This is a genomic window from Mesorhizobium helmanticense (assembly GCF_003034915.1).
GTDB lineage: Bacteria > Pseudomonadota > Alphaproteobacteria > Rhizobiales > Rhizobiaceae > Mesorhizobium > Mesorhizobium helmanticense.
Window position 1 is genome coordinate 106303 of record NZ_PZJX01000026.1, and the last position, 16656, is coordinate 122958.

The 16656-nt window shown below is 63.3% G+C and carries 13 protein-coding genes; 4 read left to right on the forward strand and 9 right to left on the reverse strand.

Annotated features, from left to right (window positions below; genetic code table 11):
* Positions 1 to 119 precede the first annotated feature (119 nt).
* The 8 genes from C9427_RS13005 to C9427_RS13040 all read right to left on the reverse strand — a co-directional run bounded on the left by C9427_RS13005 (position 120) and on the right by C9427_RS13040 (position 10313).
* Entirely contained in the window at positions 120 to 2183 is a 2064-nt protein-coding gene (locus tag C9427_RS13005; RefSeq protein WP_107649567.1) for a bifunctional metallophosphatase/5'-nucleotidase, read from the reverse strand.
* A 191-nt stretch (positions 2184 to 2374) separates the two neighbouring features.
* Entirely contained in the window at positions 2375 to 2749 is a 375-nt protein-coding gene (gene omp10, locus C9427_RS13010) for an outer membrane lipoprotein Omp10 (protein ID WP_107649568.1), read from the reverse strand.
* Positions 2750 to 2926: 177 nt separating this feature from the next.
* A complete protein-coding gene (locus C9427_RS13015; protein WP_107649569.1) occupies positions 2927 to 4372 on the reverse strand; it encodes a homospermidine synthase in 1446 nt (481 codons plus the stop codon).
* A 111-nt stretch (positions 4373 to 4483) separates the two neighbouring features.
* Positions 4484 to 5404 carry a heme-dependent oxidative N-demethylase family protein gene (locus tag C9427_RS13020; protein WP_107649570.1) on the reverse strand — a complete coding sequence of 307 codons (921 nt, stop codon included), beginning with the start codon at positions 5402 to 5404 and terminating at the stop codon, positions 4484 to 4486.
* A 31-nt stretch (positions 5405 to 5435) separates the two neighbouring features.
* Positions 5436 to 6098 carry an aminotransferase class IV family protein gene (locus C9427_RS13025; protein ID WP_107649571.1) on the reverse strand — a complete coding sequence of 221 codons (663 nt, stop codon included), beginning with the start codon at positions 6096 to 6098 and terminating at the stop codon, positions 5436 to 5438.
* Positions 6047 to 7192: an aminodeoxychorismate synthase component I gene (locus C9427_RS13030; protein ID WP_107649572.1), complete on the reverse strand. Its 1146-nt coding sequence runs from the start codon at positions 7190 to 7192 to the stop codon at positions 6047 to 6049. Before C9427_RS13030 ends, C9427_RS13025 begins: the two co-directional genes overlap by 52 nt.
* Positions 7193 to 7366: 174 nt before the next feature.
* Complete coding sequence (locus C9427_RS13035) at positions 7367 to 8104, reverse strand: proton-conducting membrane transporter (RefSeq protein ID WP_107649573.1); 738 nt, start codon at positions 8102 to 8104, stop codon at positions 7367 to 7369.
* A gap of 373 nt (positions 8105 to 8477) precedes the next feature.
* Positions 8478 to 10313: a M3 family oligoendopeptidase gene (locus C9427_RS13040; protein ID WP_167434336.1), complete on the reverse strand. Its 1836-nt coding sequence runs from the start codon at positions 10311 to 10313 to the stop codon at positions 8478 to 8480.
* Positions 10314 to 10491: 178 nt separating this feature from the next.
* Here C9427_RS13040 and C9427_RS13045 point away from each other — a divergent pair, with 178 nt between their 5' ends.
* The 3 genes from C9427_RS13045 (at position 10492) to C9427_RS13055 (ending at position 14656) form a co-directional block, all read left to right on the forward strand.
* Complete coding sequence (locus C9427_RS13045) at positions 10492 to 12033, forward strand: sigma-54-dependent transcriptional regulator (protein WP_107649574.1); 1542 nt, start codon at positions 10492 to 10494, stop codon at positions 12031 to 12033.
* Positions 12034 to 12369: 336 nt separating this feature from the next.
* Positions 12370 to 14214, forward strand: coding sequence for a peptidoglycan L,D-endopeptidase MepK (locus C9427_RS13050; RefSeq protein ID WP_107649575.1), 1845 nt, complete (start codon positions 12370 to 12372; stop codon positions 14212 to 14214).
* 250 nt (positions 14215 to 14464) lie between these two features.
* Complete coding sequence (locus C9427_RS13055; RefSeq protein ID WP_107649576.1) at positions 14465 to 14656, forward strand: hypothetical protein; 192 nt, start codon at positions 14465 to 14467, stop codon at positions 14654 to 14656.
* 67 nt (positions 14657 to 14723) lie between these two features.
* Here the strand turns inward: C9427_RS13055 and C9427_RS13060 are convergent, their stop codons facing one another.
* Positions 14724 to 15362, reverse strand: coding sequence for a 2-dehydro-3-deoxy-phosphogluconate aldolase (locus tag C9427_RS13060; protein ID WP_107649577.1), 639 nt, complete (start codon positions 15360 to 15362; stop codon positions 14724 to 14726).
* A 172-nt stretch (positions 15363 to 15534) separates the two neighbouring features.
* Here C9427_RS13060 and trhO point away from each other — a divergent pair, with 172 nt between their 5' ends.
* Entirely contained in the window at positions 15535 to 16464 is a 930-nt protein-coding gene (gene trhO, locus C9427_RS13065) for an oxygen-dependent tRNA uridine(34) hydroxylase TrhO (protein ID WP_107649578.1), read from the forward strand.
* Positions 16465 to 16656 lie beyond the last annotated feature (192 nt).

The following is a 16656-nucleotide window of genomic DNA, read 5'->3' on the forward strand; positions in this document are numbered from 1 at the left end:
CCGCGAAACTAGCGATGCCGTGCGGGTTTTCAATGCAGCGTCTGGCCGCACTTTACCTCAAGAGCAGAAAACCCGCCCGGTTTCCCAGGCGGGTGCCGTTAATTCGGATTGCCGAAGTGCTACTTGCCGGCGGTTGGAATGACCAAGGTTGTGCCGATCGGGAGATGGCGCGGCTCATAGCCCTTGTTGGCGCCGGAGATCAGTTTCCACTTGGTGCCGTCGCCATAGGCCTTCACCGCCAGATCCCAATAGGTATCGCCGGCAACGATCACATGGCTGCTTTCGGCCGGCGCGGCCTCGGCTGGCTTTGCCGGTTCGGCCGGTGCTGGAGCTGTCTCCGCAGGGGCGGGGGCCGGCGTAGCCTCTGCCGGCGCAGGCGTCGCCGGAGCTGGTGTTGTTTCTGCAGACACGCTTGGCGGCGTCGTGGCGATATCGCCAGAACCGGCCGGCAATGCAGGCATCGCCGGTTCAGCGGGTGCTGCCGGCTCCGCCGGTTTCGCCGGCGCGGCCGGAGCAGGCTCCGCCGGCTTGGCTGGTTCAGCAGCCGGCGCCGCGGGAGCAGCCGCAACGTTCGCCGCGATCTCGGTGACGCGGCCATCGAGCTTCGGCGTATAGGGCCGGTGCGTGCCAAGATAATCGGCGACCACCTGTTCGAGGCCCGGACCATAGTCGTAGGCGTTCTTGGCCTTGTCGGCGAAGATCTTGTAGCCGTCGCCGCCCTGGCGGACATAGTTGTTGGTGGCGACCAGATAATCCTTGTCCGGATTGATCGGCGTCCAGGCGCCGCCTTCCATGACCTCGACCGACTTGACGCGACCGGCATTGGGCGCGACCGATTTGTCGAACGAATATTTCAGGCCGGCAACCTGCGGGAAGCGGCCGGCGCCGTCCTCGACCTGGCTGAGGCCGCTTTCGAGCCCGGCGACCAGGTCCTTGCCGGAAATCTGGAAGGTCGCCAGCGTGTTCTGGAACGGCAGCACGGTCAGCACCTCGCCCATGGTGACGGTGCCCTGGTCGATCGAGGCGCGCAGGCCGCCGCCATTCGAGATGACGATCTCGACGCCCTGGCCCTTGACGCGGTCGAGAATGGCGTCGGAGACGAGATTGCCCATCTCGCATTCGCGGGTGCGGCAATTCTCGCGGCTGCCGTCGATCGCCTTGGTGGTCTCGGCGACTTCCTTGTTCTTCAAGGCCTCGATCGGCGCGCCGAGTTCCTTTATGCGTGCAAGCACGGCGGGATCGGGGGTGATCGACTTGTCGAGATAGATCGGATCGCCACTGGCCTGCTTGACGACGCCATTGTCGTCGAACACGACTTTGAACTCGCCGAGATATTTCGAATAGGACGCCGCCTGGACGACGGGTACCTTGTAGCCGTCCGGATTGTCGACCATCGTCGGGTAGGGGCCTTCGGCCTTCGGGTCGGTGTTGGACAGCAGTGAATGGCTGTGGCCGCCGACCACCACGTCGACACCCGGGATCTTGGCGATGACATCGCGCTCGCGCCTGTAGCCGATATGGGTGACGGCGATGATCTTGTTGACGCCTTGCGCTTTCAGCTTCTCGACCTCTGATGTGATCGACTTGACGTCGTCCTCGATGGTGATATTCGGGCCGGGGGTGGCCAGTTCCGGCGTGTCGTTGGTGACCGCGCCGATGATGCCGATCTTCTGGCCGCCGACTTCGACGACGATCGACGGTTTGACGCGGTCGCCGAGCTTGGACTGCGCATTGGCCTTCACATTGGCGCCGAGCACCGGAAACTTGATCATGTCGAGGAACGGCGCGAGCGCGGCCTCGCCATCGTCGAACTCGTGGTTGCCGAGTTCCATGGCGTCGAATTTCATCTGGTTGAGGAACTCGCCTTCGACCTTGCCCTTGTAGGTCGTGTAGAAGAGCGAGCCCTGGAAATTGTCGCCGGCGCTGAGCAGCAGCACGTTCTGGCCTTCGAGTTTCTTGCGTTCCTGGGCGATCGCCGTGATCAAGCGCCCGGCGCCGCCGATGCACTCGCCTTTGGTCTCTTCCTCGGCCGAGCAGGTCGATTCATATTTGTTGTTGCCTTCGATGCGGCTGTGCCAGTCGTTGATGTGCAGGATGTTCAGCGTGTAGTCGGCAAAGGATGCCCCGGCCGACAGGCCAAGCGTGGACGCCGACAGGGCGGCAATGGCAGCGATCTTCTTCATTATTTGTCTCCCGGGTGACCTGATCAAGCGTTTAACGCCCTTGCTTGACTGGAGCATAACAGCCAGCTTTTTCGTCATGTTCACATCGCGTTTCGGTCGATGCAAGCGGAATCGGGATCAGCTTTGCCGGCGCAAAAAAGGACGGCGAGCCAAGCTTGCCGTCCCTTTATGGAAGCAATTCAGTACAGCGCTCAGATGCGCCGCGTCAGCACGAAATTCTGTCCGCTGCCGCTGGTGCAATTGAGCTGCGAGGTGGAGATCAGCAGGCAGTTGAAGCTGATCGGCGTCTGGCGGATCAGCGAGGTGCCATGGATCTCGACCGAAGTGCCGCTGGTCATGGTGTAGCTGCCATCGGCAAGCTTCTGGCCGGTATCGGTGGCGACGGTCTTGAAGCTGCCGCCGGCAAAGGTCGACAACCCCGTGCCCTGCGCATCGATCCAGGAGCCTTCGACTCCCTTTGAAGAGATTGCCGGCGGCTCGCTCGGGCCGGTGGTGGTGCAGGCCGCCAAGGCGACGGCTGTGGCCGCGGCAATGCCGGCCGAAAGCAATTTTCGCGCGATCGTCATGAAAAACCCTCTCCTCGAGCATCGGACCGAAAATCTGTTCGATTTTCGGAAAGCACGATGCGTACATCCAAAGTGCTGGAGCGTACTTTCCAATGGACGCACATCGCTCCAGGCCGCTTCCTTCAATCGCCCGATTTCCGGGCGATTGCAAGGCGGTGCGGTATGCTCGTGGGAGCGCTATCGAACGAGGATGTTGCGGAATTGCCACGGGTCGTTTTTGTCGAGATCTTCCGGGAACAGGCCGGGGCGATTATCGAGCGGCGTCCAGTCGGTATAGTAGCCCTTGACCGGTCCGAGATAGGGGGACTGCACTTCCAGGCAGCGCTTGTAATCCATCTCGTCGGCCTCGACGATGCCGGCTTCAGGATTTTCCAGCGCCCAGACCATGCCGGCCAGCACCGCCGAGGTAACCTGCATGCCGGTCGCGTTCTGGTAGGGCGCCAGCTTGCGCGCCTCTGCCAGCGACAATTGCGAGCCGTACCAATAGGCGTTCTTGTCGTGGCCGTAGAGCAGCACGCCGAGCTCGTCGACGCCGTCGACCAGCTCGTTCTCGTCGAGCACGTGGTAAGCGGCCTGCGGCTTGCCGGCGGCGCCGAAGATCTCGTGCATCGACAGCACGGCATCGTTGCAGGGATGGTAGGCGTAGTGGCAAGTTGGCCGGTAATGCACCTTGCCCTTCTTGCCGCGCACGGTGAAGAAATCGGCGATCGAGATCGCCTCATTGTGCGTTACCAGGAAGCCGTATTGCGGCCCCGGCGTCGGGCACCAGCTGCGCACACGGGTGTTGGCGCCGGGCTGCTCCAGATAGATCGCGGCCTTGGAGCCATGCTTGTGCTTCCTGGCGTTCTTGGGCATCCACTTCTCATGCGTGCCCCAGCCAAGCTCGGCCGGCTGCATGCCTTCCGAAACGAAGCCCTCGACCGACCAGGTGTTCCAGAACACGTCCATCGGCTTCGGCTTCTTGGTGCGCTGGGTGTCACGCTCGGCGATGTGGATGCCCTTGACGCCGGCCTTCTTCATCAGTTTGGCCCAACCCTCGCGATCGGTCTCGGCCGGTTCGGAAAATTCCAGCCCGAGATCGGTGGCGAGGTTAAGGAGCGCCTGCTTGACGAACCATGAAACCATACCGGGATTGGCGCCGCAGGTGGAGATCGCGGTCGTTCCGCCGGGATGCTTATGCTTTTCCTCGATCAACGCTTCGCGCAATGCATAGTTGGTGCGGCTGGCATTGTCGGCCTCGGCGTCGAAGTAGAACCCGAGCCATGGCTCGACGACGGTGTCGATGTAGAGCACGCCGAGCTTGCGGCAAAGCCGCATCAAGTCCACCGATCCGGTGTCGACCGATAGGTTGACGCAGAAGCCCTGGCCGCCGCCCTTGGTCAGAAGCGGCGTCAAAAGCTTCTTGTAGTTCTTCTGCGTTACCGCTTCCTGGACGAAGGCGATGCCGCGATCGTCGAGCAGCTTACGATCGGTATCGCGCGGGTCGACGACCGTCATGCGCGACTTGTCGAACTTGAAATGGCGTTCGATCAGCGGCAGCGTTCCCCGTCCGATCGAGCCGAAGCCGATCATCACGACAGGGCCGGTGATTTCACCGTAAACGGGCCAGTTTTCATTCGCCATTTTATCGAACACTCCTCAAAATACAGGGAAAAATCCGGCATTTTCCGCCGGACGGCCAAGCGCTACACCACAGATCATTGTCATAAACCAGTGAAAAGCGCCAACCGCCGGCTAGGCCGCATTCGCCATGTGGTTAAGGAAGGCAACCAGCCGGTCGCGGTCCGATGTCATGCCCTTGTAGTCGAGTTGGGCCTCGTCGAGGGCCAAGAGTTGCGCGGCGAAAGATGCTGCCAGCCTTGCCCGATCGGGATGGCGCGCCAGCACGCTGAGCGGATCGAGATGGATGCGAATGGTGAACAGGACGTCACGCGAGGCGGGAAGTTTCCTGAGCGTCTGCCGCTCGACACGGATGAAGGCGCGGGCATCGATGTCGCCATCCGGAAATCTGGAGGGGCGGCTGGCGGTGCGGTCGATGCGCTCGAGGTTCGAGAGGGGATGGTAGAGCGCATCGCCGGCCTGGATCGACCAGTTGTAGCGCTCGACGGCCTGGCCCTGAAGACCGTCGAACATGCGGTTGATAAGGTCGGCCGGTCGCGTGCCAGGGCCGAAGCCCGGCACCGGTGCGTGGATTTCCTGCAGCGGCCTGCCGAATTTTTCGATCAGCGACCACGAGGATGGAAAGCAGAGCGAGCCGGCAACCAGCCGCCAGCCACTCTCGTCACGGCGCATCAGGATCAGATCTTCCTGGACAAGCAGCGAGGCTGCGACAAGCGGCGCATCGCTGAAGCCGCCGGCAGTTCCGGCCTCAGTGCCGATCACCTCGATCCCGGTGCCAGAGCGTCGATAGACGTCCGGATGCTTCGCCAGCAAATGCGCGCCGAGCAGATCAAGCACCTCGCGCTGGGCGTCGCGCGTGCTGTCCTCCTCGACAAAGACGCTGCCGGGGATTTCGGTATACAGCCGGCGCTTTTCGGCGAGATGAGGCAGCAGATGCCCATCGACCTCGATCCAGCTATCGAAGTCGAGCGGCTTCAGCCCGATGGCAAAAAGCTTCGAGGAGCCGTCATAGGGCGTGTGGGCGGGGATGCTCATGCCTTTTATATGGGAGCCCAATCGGATCGCGTCAGCCCAGCCGCGCCGGGATCAATCCGCGCAGCGAATTGCCGACGAACAGCGCCTTGGCCGACTTGAGATCGTCCAAAGTGTAGATCGCTTCTCGGGCGCGGCCTTGATCCAGCAGCTCACCGCGCAGGACACCAGGGAGCAGGCCGCAATCGAGCCGCGGCGTCGCCAGCGCGCCGTCGCCGAAATCGGCGAAGAGATTTGATATCGTGCCTTCGCAGATTTCGCCGCGTTCGTTGGCCAGCAGCACTTCGTCGGCTCGGCTGATCAGATATTCGGCGCGCGCCCGCTGGTAGGTTCCGCGGCGGCTGGTCTTGTGGCGCAGCAGCGTATCGTTCGAATCGAGCCGTACCCGCGACAGTTGCAGCCGCCAGACCTTGTCGGCGGCGAGCGGCTCGAAGGGTACGGCCGACGCCGTCGCCTTGCCATTGCGCGACAGGACGAGGCGTGTGCGCAAGGCGATGCCAGGCCGGTCGATGACGTTTGTCAGCACCTCGCCGACCTTGCGCGGATCGCAGGCAAAGCCCAGTTCGCTTGCCGAGCCGTAAAGGCGCGCAAGGTGGCGGTCGAAACGCAGGAAGCCCTGGCCGGGCTCCCAGCGCATGGTCTCGATCAGCTCGAAATCGGCGGCGTTCCCGTCGCGAAGCGCGCTTTCAGCAGACACTCCTGATACTCCTCCTCGGCCGTCGAATCGAAGACGACGCCGCCGCCGACATTGTAGACTGCTTCGCCACTGGAAAAGAGCGAGATGGTGCGGATCGCCACCGAAAAGCGCATCGTGCCGCCAGGTGCGATCCAGCCGATGGCGCCGCAATAGACGTCGCGTGGCGCGGTTTCCAGATCGTGCAGGATCTCCATGGCGCTGATCTTCGGCGCGCCGGTGATCGAGCCGCAGGGAAAGAGTGCCGCAAAGACCTCGCGGATTGTCAGGCCGGGCAAAAGCCGCGCCCGCACGCGGCTCACCATCTGGTGGACGGTCGGGTAGGTCTCGATGCGGAAAAGCTCCGGCACCTCCAGCGTGCCGACCTCGCTGATCAGCGAGATGTCGTTGCGCAGGAGATCGACGATCATCCGGTTCTCGGCCTGGTTCTTCTCGTCGTTGGACAAGAACGCCTTCAGCCGCTTGTCCTCTGCCTTGGTCGCGCCGCGCGGGGCAGTACCCTTCATCGGGTGCGTTTCGATCATGCCTTCGGCATCGATCTCGAAAAACAGTTCCGGCGACCGCGACAGAACGACGGGATCGCCGAGCGCAACCAGCGCGCCGTACTTCACCGGCTGGCGTTCGGTCAGCGCGTCGAACGCCGCCAGCGGATCACCCGACCATTGCGCATGGACCGGAAAAGTTAGATTGCCCTGATAGCAATCGCCCTTGCGGATGTGGTCGTGGAGCCGCGCAAAGCGCTTTGCATAGTCTTGCGATGACCAGGCCGCTTTTGCGTCGAAGATCGGGCCGTTGGTTGCAGCAGCGTTGTCGCGCCCGACTGCCTGTTCGACAGGCGCGTCGAAGACGCCCAGGCAGACAAGCGGGGCACGGCGCCCGCCCGGCAGCAGCGGAACGAGCTTCGGTTCGAGCAGATAGCCGGCCTCGTAGGAGAGATAGCCGGCCAGCCATTTGCCAGCATTGTGCGCGGCCTGCGCGGCTTCGAGCGCCGGCAGGAAATCCTGTGCCTCATGCGCCACAAGGATGTCGGCAGGATCGTCGAAGACGAGCTGACGCGCGCTCTTGTCGTTGCGGAAAATTGCAGAGGGCAGGGACATGAGGCTCGGATGCTGCGGCCAATGGCGATCATCGATCGCTCTATATGGGGCCTCGATCCCGCGCAATCGAGGGAACGGCGTCTCAGGACGCAAAGACAGCCGTGATGTAGAAAGCGAACTGGCGGCGCCCCGGGGACGCCGCCAGTTGTCTTGGGTTCGATGCCGGCAGGCAATTCAGGTATTGCTGGCGGTCCCCGCGGTCGGGAAGCGGCGTGCGAATTCCGCTTCGTCGCCGGCGGCGAGCAGCTTGGCCTGCTCGATCCAGCGCTCGCGTTCGATGCGGCCATCGAAGTTCAAGGTCTTCTCGATGCGCACGACGTCGGCTGCCGTCCATGCGGCGATCTGGGCATAGCTCGTGACTCCCAGCCCCTTGAGCAGCTTCTCGTTGGCCGGGCCGATGCCGATCAGCCGGCGCAGATCGTTGGCCTTTCCGGCTGCCGCTGCTGTCGCCTTGCCTGTCGTGGCCTTCTTTGCCGCCGGTGCAGCCTTCTTCGCGGCAGTGCTTGTCTTCGCAACGCCCGATGTCGCCGCCTTCGATGCGCCCGCCTTGGAGGCACTCGCCTTAGGGGCACTTGCCTTGGTCGCACTTGTCTTCGATGCCGCTGCCGCGGGTTTGCTTGGCGCTGGCGTCGACATCAGCGCCGCCGGCGCCTGGGCCGCAGCCTTGGCCGGGCCGGTCCTGGCGGCTTGCGCTTCGGCCAGCCGGCGCTCGAGATCGGCGCGGGTGCGGCCGCATGCATCCAGCTCACCGGTCAGACGATCGGAGTCGGCGCGCAGCCTGTCGCGCTCGCTGCGTGTACGGTCGAGGTCGCCGCGCAGGCTGTCGAGTTCGCCACGCAGTCGTCCCCAGATGAACCAGCCAACCAACACACCTACAAGGAACGCCAGGAGCATGTAGAAAAAAGTGCCCATTGTCTCTCTCTCCAGTCCGGTCCATCTGCCGCGGTCAGGAGCAGCGACCTTGGCGAAGGACCATTCGATGGTGGTTCCGCGGTCCGCGGAACAGCCGGCTTCGATCGAGCTGTCGGCAACCGGCTTTTCCCGCCAAGGCCAACGGCCGCTGTCGCATTCGCCGAAGCGCCGTTGTCGGCCGGAGAATCTTCCGGCCCGAGCCGCGCGCCCGGTTGAGCTTGAGGCGGGACGCTATCATACAGCCCCCGGAAAGCTAACGGAAAAATTCCATAGAAAGTTATTCAAGAACAAATATTCAACGCAAGAATAGAATGGTTTCAATATGCATCGCGGCTAAACTGTTCTGCCTGCCCCGCGCGCTCGCCTGCGGGCATCAATTGTCCAGTGCCTCCAACTCGTCTATCAGGCCGCCGATGACGCCGAGTCCGATCTGCCAGAAGGCAGGGTCGGTGGCATCGAGGCCGAAGGGCGCCAGAAGTTCGGAATGATGCTTGGTGCCGCCGGCGCGCAGCATGGCAAAATACTTCTCCTGAAAGCCACGCTCGGCGTTCTGGTAGACCGCATAGAGCGAATTCACCAGGCAGTCGCCGAAAGCATAGGCATAGACGTAGAAGGGCGAATGGATGAAGTGGGGAATGTAGGTCCAGAAGACCTCGTAACCTTCGCGCAGCTTGATCGCCGGCCCGAGGCTTTCCGCCTGCACTTCCAGCCAGAACTGGCCGAGCCTGTCGGATGTCAGTTCGCCGTTCTTGCGCTCGGCATGCACCTTGCGCTCGAATTCGTAGAAGGCGATCTGGCGCACCACCGTGTTGATCATGTCCTCGACCTTCTGGGCGAGCATGGCCTTGCGCTCGCGCTTGTCGGTGGTCTGCTCGAGCAGCGAGCGGAAGGTCAGCATCTCGCCGAAGACGGATGCCGTCTCGGCCAGCGTCAGCGGCGTCGAAGCCATCAGCGCGCCCTGGCCGCCGGCCAGCACTTGGTGCACGCCATGACCGAGTTCATGCGCCAGCGTCATCACGTCGCGTGGCTTGCCCATGTAGTTGAGCAGCACGTAAGGGTGCGCCGACGGCACGGTCGGATGCGCGAAGGCGCCCGGCGACTTGCCGGGCCTGACCGGCGCATCGATCCAGTTGCGATCGAAGAATGTCCTGGCGATTTCCGCCATGTCGGGGGAGAAGCGCTGATAGGCGGACAGCACCGTGTTCTTGGCCTCGTCCCAGCCGATGACCGCTTGCGGGGTTTCGGGCAACGGCGCGTTGCGGTCCCAATGGTTCATCACGTCCATGCCGAGCCAGCGCGCCTTCATCGCGTAGTAGCGGTGCGACAGGCGTGGATAGGCGTCGCGAACGGCAGAGGCCAGCGCGTCCACCACGCTGCGCTCGACGCGGTTGGCGAGGTGGCGCGAATCGGCAATGTCCTCGAAGCCGCGCCAGCGGTCGGAAATCTCCTTGTCCTTGGCCAGCGTGTTGGTGATCAGCGTGAAGGTGCGCAAATTCTTGCGGAAGGTCGCGGCCAGCGCCTCGGAGGCCCGGCGGCGCACGTCGCCATCGGCGTCCTGCAGCCGGTTGAGCGCCGGCTCCAGCGTCAGTTCCTCGCCGTCGATGTCGAAGCGCAGATCGGTCATCGTCTCGTCGAATAGGCGGTTCCAGGCGCCGCGCCCGGTGATCGACTTTTCGTGGAAGAGCTGCTCGACCCGGTCCTCGAGCTGGTAGGGCTTGTCCATGCGCAGGTCGAGCACCCATGGCCGGTAGTGGGCGAAACCGGGATCGGCGGCGAGCGCGGTCGCGATCGCAACGTCGTCGATGAGGTTCAGTTCGAGCGCGAAAAACAGAAGATGCGCGCTGGCGTCGGTCATCTTCTCCTGAATGTCGCCATAGAGCTTGGCGCGCTGCGGATCAGCCGTGTTGCCGGCATAGACCAGCCCGGCATAGGAGACGATCCGGCCGATCAGTTCCTCCAGCGCCTCATAGGCGGCAAGCGCTTCACCCAGCCTGCCGCCGTCGCCGCGCCCGGCCTCGGCGGCGAGCGTGCCTTTCCAGCGGCTCTCGAAGTCGATGGCATCGGCGGCCGCCCTGGCGATGTCGCGCTTCAGCTCCGGGGCGTCCATGCCCGAATAGAGATCGGCGAGGTTCCATTCCGGCAGGTTGCCGAGTTCCGCCGCGCCCTGACCGGACGCCGCCGCTCGCTGCCGACCAAAAACCATATGCATTGCCATGTATTCAAGAACCAGATTCGAGGGGCCAAAATTCGAGGGGAATGGGAAGCCGGTCAAATCCTAAGGAATTCGTTCACCGGGTTTTTTGAAACCTTATTTAGAACCCTGTGCCAAGATGATCCATAGGGCGCAGTCTCCCTGGGGCATATTGGGTGGCATAGTTGATCCAGTCATGACAGGTTCCATACTCATAGTCGATGACGATCCCGTGCAGCGCAGGCTGCTCGAGGCGGCGGTGACGAAATTCGGCCACACGGCTATTGTCACGGACAGCGGCGAGGCAGGTCTCGACGTTCTCGACGGGCCCAATGCGCGCGACGTGTCGGTGGTCATCCTCGATCTCGTCATGCCGGGCCTCGACGGCATCGGCGTGCTGAAGGCGATGCGTGAGCGCGGCATCAATGTTCCGGTCATTGTGCAGACCGCCCAGGGCGGCATCGAGACCGTCGTTTCGGCGATGCGCCACGGCGCTTTCGATTTCGTCGTCAAGCCCGCCTCTCCCGACAGGCTGCAGGCATCGATCGGCAATGCGCTCAAGGTCGAGGCGGTCGAGGGCGAGGTGAAGCGCACGTCGCGGCGGCGCGGCGACCATTTGACCTTCAAGGATCTGATCACGCACAGCCCGGCGATGGACCGGGTGATCCGCCTCGGCCAGAAGGCGGCCGCGTCGAACATCCCGATCCTCATCGAAGGCGAATCGGGCGTCGGCAAGGAATTGGTGGCGCGTGCCATCCAGGGCAGCAGCGACCGCCGCTCGAAACCTTTTGTCACAGTCAATTGCGGCGCCATTCCCGACAATCTGGTCGAATCGATCCTGTTCGGCCACGAGAAGGGCTCGTTCACCGGTGCCACCGAAAAGCACACCGGCAAGTTTGTGGAAGCGCATTCGGGCACGCTTTTCCTCGACGAGATCGGCGACCTGCCACTCGACGTGCAGGTCAAGCTTTTGCGCGCCGTGCAGGACGGCGAGGTCGATCCGGTCGGCGGGCGCTCGACCGTCAGGGTCGACATCAGGCTGATCTCGGCGACGCACCGCAACCTTCTGCAGCAGGTCAAGGACGGCAAGTTCCGCGAGGACCTGTTCTACCGGCTGAACGTCTATCCGATCTTCGTGCCGCCGCTGCGCGATCGTCGCGACGACATTCCCTACCTTGTCGAACACTTCATGGAAAAGGTCGCGCCCGCCGATCCGCGCCGCCGTCTCAACGGCATCTCGGCCGCCGCACTCACCATGCTGCAGGCCTATGACTGGCCGGGAAACATCAGGCAGCTCGAAAATGCCGTCTTCAGGGCCTCGGTGCTTTGCGAAGGCGATGTGCTGACGGTGGAGGAGTTTCCGCAGATCCGGGCGCAGGTCGATGGCACCGTCAATCTCGATGCCTATGGCGCATTGCCGCCTTCCGCATTGCTCGACCTGGCCACCGAATCACGCGGCGAGGGGCCGGACGAAGACGGCATGGCCGCGACCGGGCCTGATGCGCCGGCCAGGCTGCAACCTCGCTTCGGCACGCTGCGGGCGCTCGACGAACGCGGCAATGTGCGGGCTCTGGCCGACGTCGAACTTGAAATGATAAAGCTCGCCATCGACCACTATAACGGCCAGATGAGCGAGGTCGCCCGCCGCCTGGGCATCGGCCGCTCCACGCTCTACAGGAAGCTCAAGGAACATGGCATCGACCCCGAAACGGGCCGTGTCGACCGGCTCGCCTCCTGATTGTGCCAACGAATCCGCGCATGACGGGTGCGAGGGTTGCACGTCCGTGGCGATGTTCACGGATTGAGGCAATTTGTAACAGATCGTGTTTCGGGCAAGGGCTGAAACATGATCTAAACCAGCGGTTTACCAAGAAACCCTGTGCAATATTTTTGACGGGATATCGCCACGGTGTTACCGCATTTCGGCTTCAATAAGTGATGATTAACCATTAGGATCGATATTCGGATGTGACAACAACGCATCCGTTTGGGCAAATCCGGGGACAAACGGCAGCCTGCAAGGCCTTTTGATTTGAACAAAGTCGAACGACACACAAACGGGCGGCACGATCACATGAGCGCTTGGCCGAAATGGCTGGCAGCGGTGATTTTTGCCTGTGGTTTTCTTGTAGCGGCTGCAACGGGCGCCAGCGCGGATACGCGCTCGCTCAAGCTGTATAACCTCCATACGCACGAGAAGGCGGAGATCGTCTTCAAGCGAAATGGCCGCTACGACCAGTCGGGCCTGAGGAAGATCAACATCATCCTGCGCGACTGGCGCCGCAACGAGCCGACCAAGATGGATCCGCGTCTGATGGATCTGGTCTGGGAGGCTTATCGGCAAAGCGGCGCCACCGACTATATCCAGGTCGTCTGCGGTTATCGCTCGCCGTCGACGAATTCGATGCTGCGCGGCCGCAGCAGGGGCGTCGCCCAGAAAAGCCAGCATATGCTCGGCAGGGCCATGGATTTCTACATTCCCGGCGTGCCGCTGAAGAAACTGCGCGACATCGGCCTCAAGATGCAGGGCGGTGGCGTCGGCTTTTATCCGTCGTCAGGGTCGCCCTTCGTCCACATGGATGTCGGCAATGTGCGCCACTGGCCCGGCATCAGCCGCCAGGAACTGGCGCGCGTGTTCCCCAATGGCAAGACGCTGCATGTGCCGAGCGACGGCAAGCCGCTGCCTGGCTATGCGCAGGCGCTTGCCGCCTATAAGGCGCGCAAGGGCGCCGGCACTCCCAACATCGAACTGGCCAGCGCCGGTGGCGGGTCCAAAAGGTCCGGTGGCTTGCTAGCCGCCTTCTTTGGCGGTGGTGAAGACGAGGCGGATGACAGCGCCGATGTGGCGTCAGCCGCGCCCGCGCCGAAGTCGAAGAGCGTAAAGCTGGCAAACGCGAAGCCGGCCGCCAAGAGCGACAACCTTCCGGGTATTGCCATCGTGTCGCCCAAGGATGCGAAGCGCGCCAATATCCCGCAAATCGCCGATGCGCCTGAGCCGGCTCCGGAACCGGAGCAGGATACGCCGGAGACGATTATCGCTGCCCTGCCGGCGCGCAGCGTGCCGTTGCCTGATTTCGCTCCGCGGCCAAAGGCCGATGTCGGTGCCCAGCCGCCCGAGGACGTTCCCTTCGGCATGGCCGATGCCACCGCCACCACCGAGCAGACGGTGGCGACCGCGCAAGCGCCGGCAAGCGTTCCCTTCGGCATGGCGGACCCGTCCGCTGAGCCGTCAACTGCTGGCGACCCGGCTCAGGTTGCGGCCAACAACGTACCGGTGCCGACCTGGCGTCCCGATCACTCGCTGCCGGCCGACCTTTCGGCGGACGATTTGGCGCCGCAGGACAAGGACGTGCTTATGGCGCTGGCCGGCACGGCCGAGCACGGCAAGACCGCGACCGATGCGTTTTCGGTGCTGCCGACGGCGCGCCCCGACAGCACCCAACCGGATGCGGTCAAGGCGGTTCTTGAAAAGGTCAGCGTCACGGACGGCTACCAGGTCGCTTCGCTCTCCGAACCGGCCCCGGTCTTCAGCGATGCGGCAAGCGCCGACGCGGCATCGCCGCGCGAGGCTGTCGCTGGCCGGCCGGCGGGTTCCGATCCGGCAGCGGCGATCGGCGCAGGTGTGAAGACCACCCGCAAGGAAGCCCGGGCAACTGCTCGCGATTCAAAGCCTGGCCCCAAGGCTCTGGTTGTTGCCGCCGCACCGCAAGCCGCCCGCTGGGCGCTGGGCAGCGGCGAAACTGTCGCGGCCGTTTCCGATGCGACGACGGCGCCGCGCTACGCCTACAACATCGTCCACACCCCACCGAACGAGGTCTACGCGGTCGGCTTCCAGCCTAATGGCGAGATATTGGAGGCCAACCGGTTCACCGGCAATGCCGTCAAGTTCCTGTCGGTCGCCCGCTTCCAGACCAAGTAGCGAACCGAACAAGCCACATACAAAGCCGCGCCGGGCAACCGCGCGGCTTTTTGCTCTTAAGCAGCCCCTGTGTGTGTGCAGCGCCCTTGAAGGTGTGATCGCGGCTCAGGTCTATGACCGTGCACCAGCCGGCGATGCGGTCGACACCAGCGCCGGCCTGCAGGATCACGGCAAGCTAAACTTCCCGTGAGGCTGGAACAGCCGACCTGTTTGCGGGTTAGAATAGGTGCGTTCCAACCTGAGAATACTCATGAAGACCATTCTACTGGGGTCGGTTCTCGCATTGGCGGCGGCTCCGGCCGCCATTGCTCCAACGCAGGCTGCGACGATGATCGTCAAATCCAACGACCATATGCATATGAAAAACCATTGCAGGACCAAAATGGTCACGCACTGGCGGCATCACCGCAAGGTCGTCGAAAAGGTCAAGGTCTGCGGCTGATCCCGCGGCACAAGAGCGAACTGGCCCGATCCGCGAAAGCCGATCGGGCCTTTTTTTCACCGCCGCGTTATCGTGCGAGTTGGCTCGCCGCGCGAGCGAGAGCCTCGATCTCATCCCATCTGCCGGCCTTGACCATGTCGTCCGGCGCCACCCAGGAGCCGCCGACGCAATTGACATTGGGCAGGGCGAGATAGTCGGCGGCGTTCTTGCCGGTGATGCCGCCGGTCGGGCAGAATTTCACATCGGCGAGCGGCGAAGCGAATGCCTTGAGCGAGGCGATGCCGCCCGACTGCTCCGCCGGAAAGAATTTCAGGAAGCGCAGGCCTGCCTCGCGGGCGGCCATGATCTCGCCGGGAGTGATGGCGCCTGGCAGCAGCGGAACCGGGCTGTCTTTCGCCGCCGCCAGAAGCTGAATTGTGATGCCGGGGCTGACGATGAACCTCGAGCCGGCTGCCGCGGCCTCGTCGAACTGGCGTGCGTCCAGAATGGTGCCGGCGCCGACGATGGCGCCCTCGACTTCGCCGGCCACGCGCCGGATCGCTTCCAGCGCATCGGCGGTCCGGAGCGTGATCTCGATCGCCGGCAGGCCGCCACGCGCCAGCGCGCGGGCCAGGGGTACGGCGTCAGCGACATTGGCGATCTTCAGCACCGGAATGACCGGCTGGCCGTTGAGGAGCGACAGGAGTTTCTCGGTCTTGGCTGACATTGGCTTGTCTCTCCGGTGTCGAGGATTTCAACCGATTAGCAGAAGGCGGATTTCGAGTCCACGAAGGCAGGCGTGTCGCGATGTCACGCACGCCAGCAGCCCAGCCTCCCGACGCCCGTGCCTCGTTCACGCTGCCTTGAAATGGCTTTCAGCAGAGTTTAGTGGCTTGGCGATGACAATTTCCAGTCACGATCAACCTGTTCGCGTCGCCGCGCTCTACCGCTTCGCCCGGCTCGATGCCTTTGAGGCGCTGCGGGCGCCGCTTGCTGCCTTCTGCTGCGGGCGAGGCATCAAGGGCACGCTGCTTCTGGCGCGCGAGGGCATCAACGGCACGGTCGCCGGCAGCGAGGCTGATATCGCCGCGCTCATCGACCATCTGGAAGCGATCGACGGTCTTGCCGGTCTCGAGGTGAAATACAGCAGCGCTGCCGTGATGCCGTTTCACCGCATGAAGGTACGGCTAAAGCGCGAGATCGTCACCATGGGTGTCGAAGGTCTCGATCCGGCGGCAAGCGCCGGCACCTATGTCGCACCGGTCGACTGGAATGCGCTGATCTCGGACGCCGACACGATCGTCATCGACACGCGCAACGCCTATGAAGTCTCGATCGGCAGCTTCAAGGGCGCGGTCGATCCGGCCACGAGCAGCTTTCGCGAGTTTCCGGCCTGGGTCCAGCGGCATCGGGCCGAACTCGATGGCCGCAAGATCGCCATGTTCTGCACCGGGGGCATACGCTGCGAGAAGGCGACGGCCTATGTGAAGTCGCTCGGCTTCGAGGACGTGTTCCATCTCAAGGGCGGCATCCTGAGATATCTCGAAGAGGTACCGGCCGAACAAAGCCTCTGGCAAGGTGAGTGCTTCGTCTTCGACGAGCGCGTCTCGGTATCGCACGGACTGGTCGAGGGCGAGGCCGAACTCTGCCGCGCCTGCCGCCATCCGCTGACCGGGCACGACCTGTTGTCGCCGCACTACACCGCCGGCATATCATGCCCGCACTGTTTCGATGCCCGTTCCGACGAGGACCGTGCGCGCTATGCCGAGCGCCAGCGCCAGGTCGAACTGGCGCAAGCGCATGGCAGAGAGCCGCATATCGGACGTTAGAGCGACGTGCGCCCATTTGGACGCACAAAGTACGCTCTAACACTTTTTATCTACGCATCGTGCTTCCCGAAAATCGATTCCGATTTTCGGGCCGACGCGTCAGGACAGGGTAAATCCTTATCATCCGCCTGCTTCCGCCGTCGTTGGCAAAGCGGCAGCCCGTCATTGTAATGTCGCTATGCGGGGCCTACC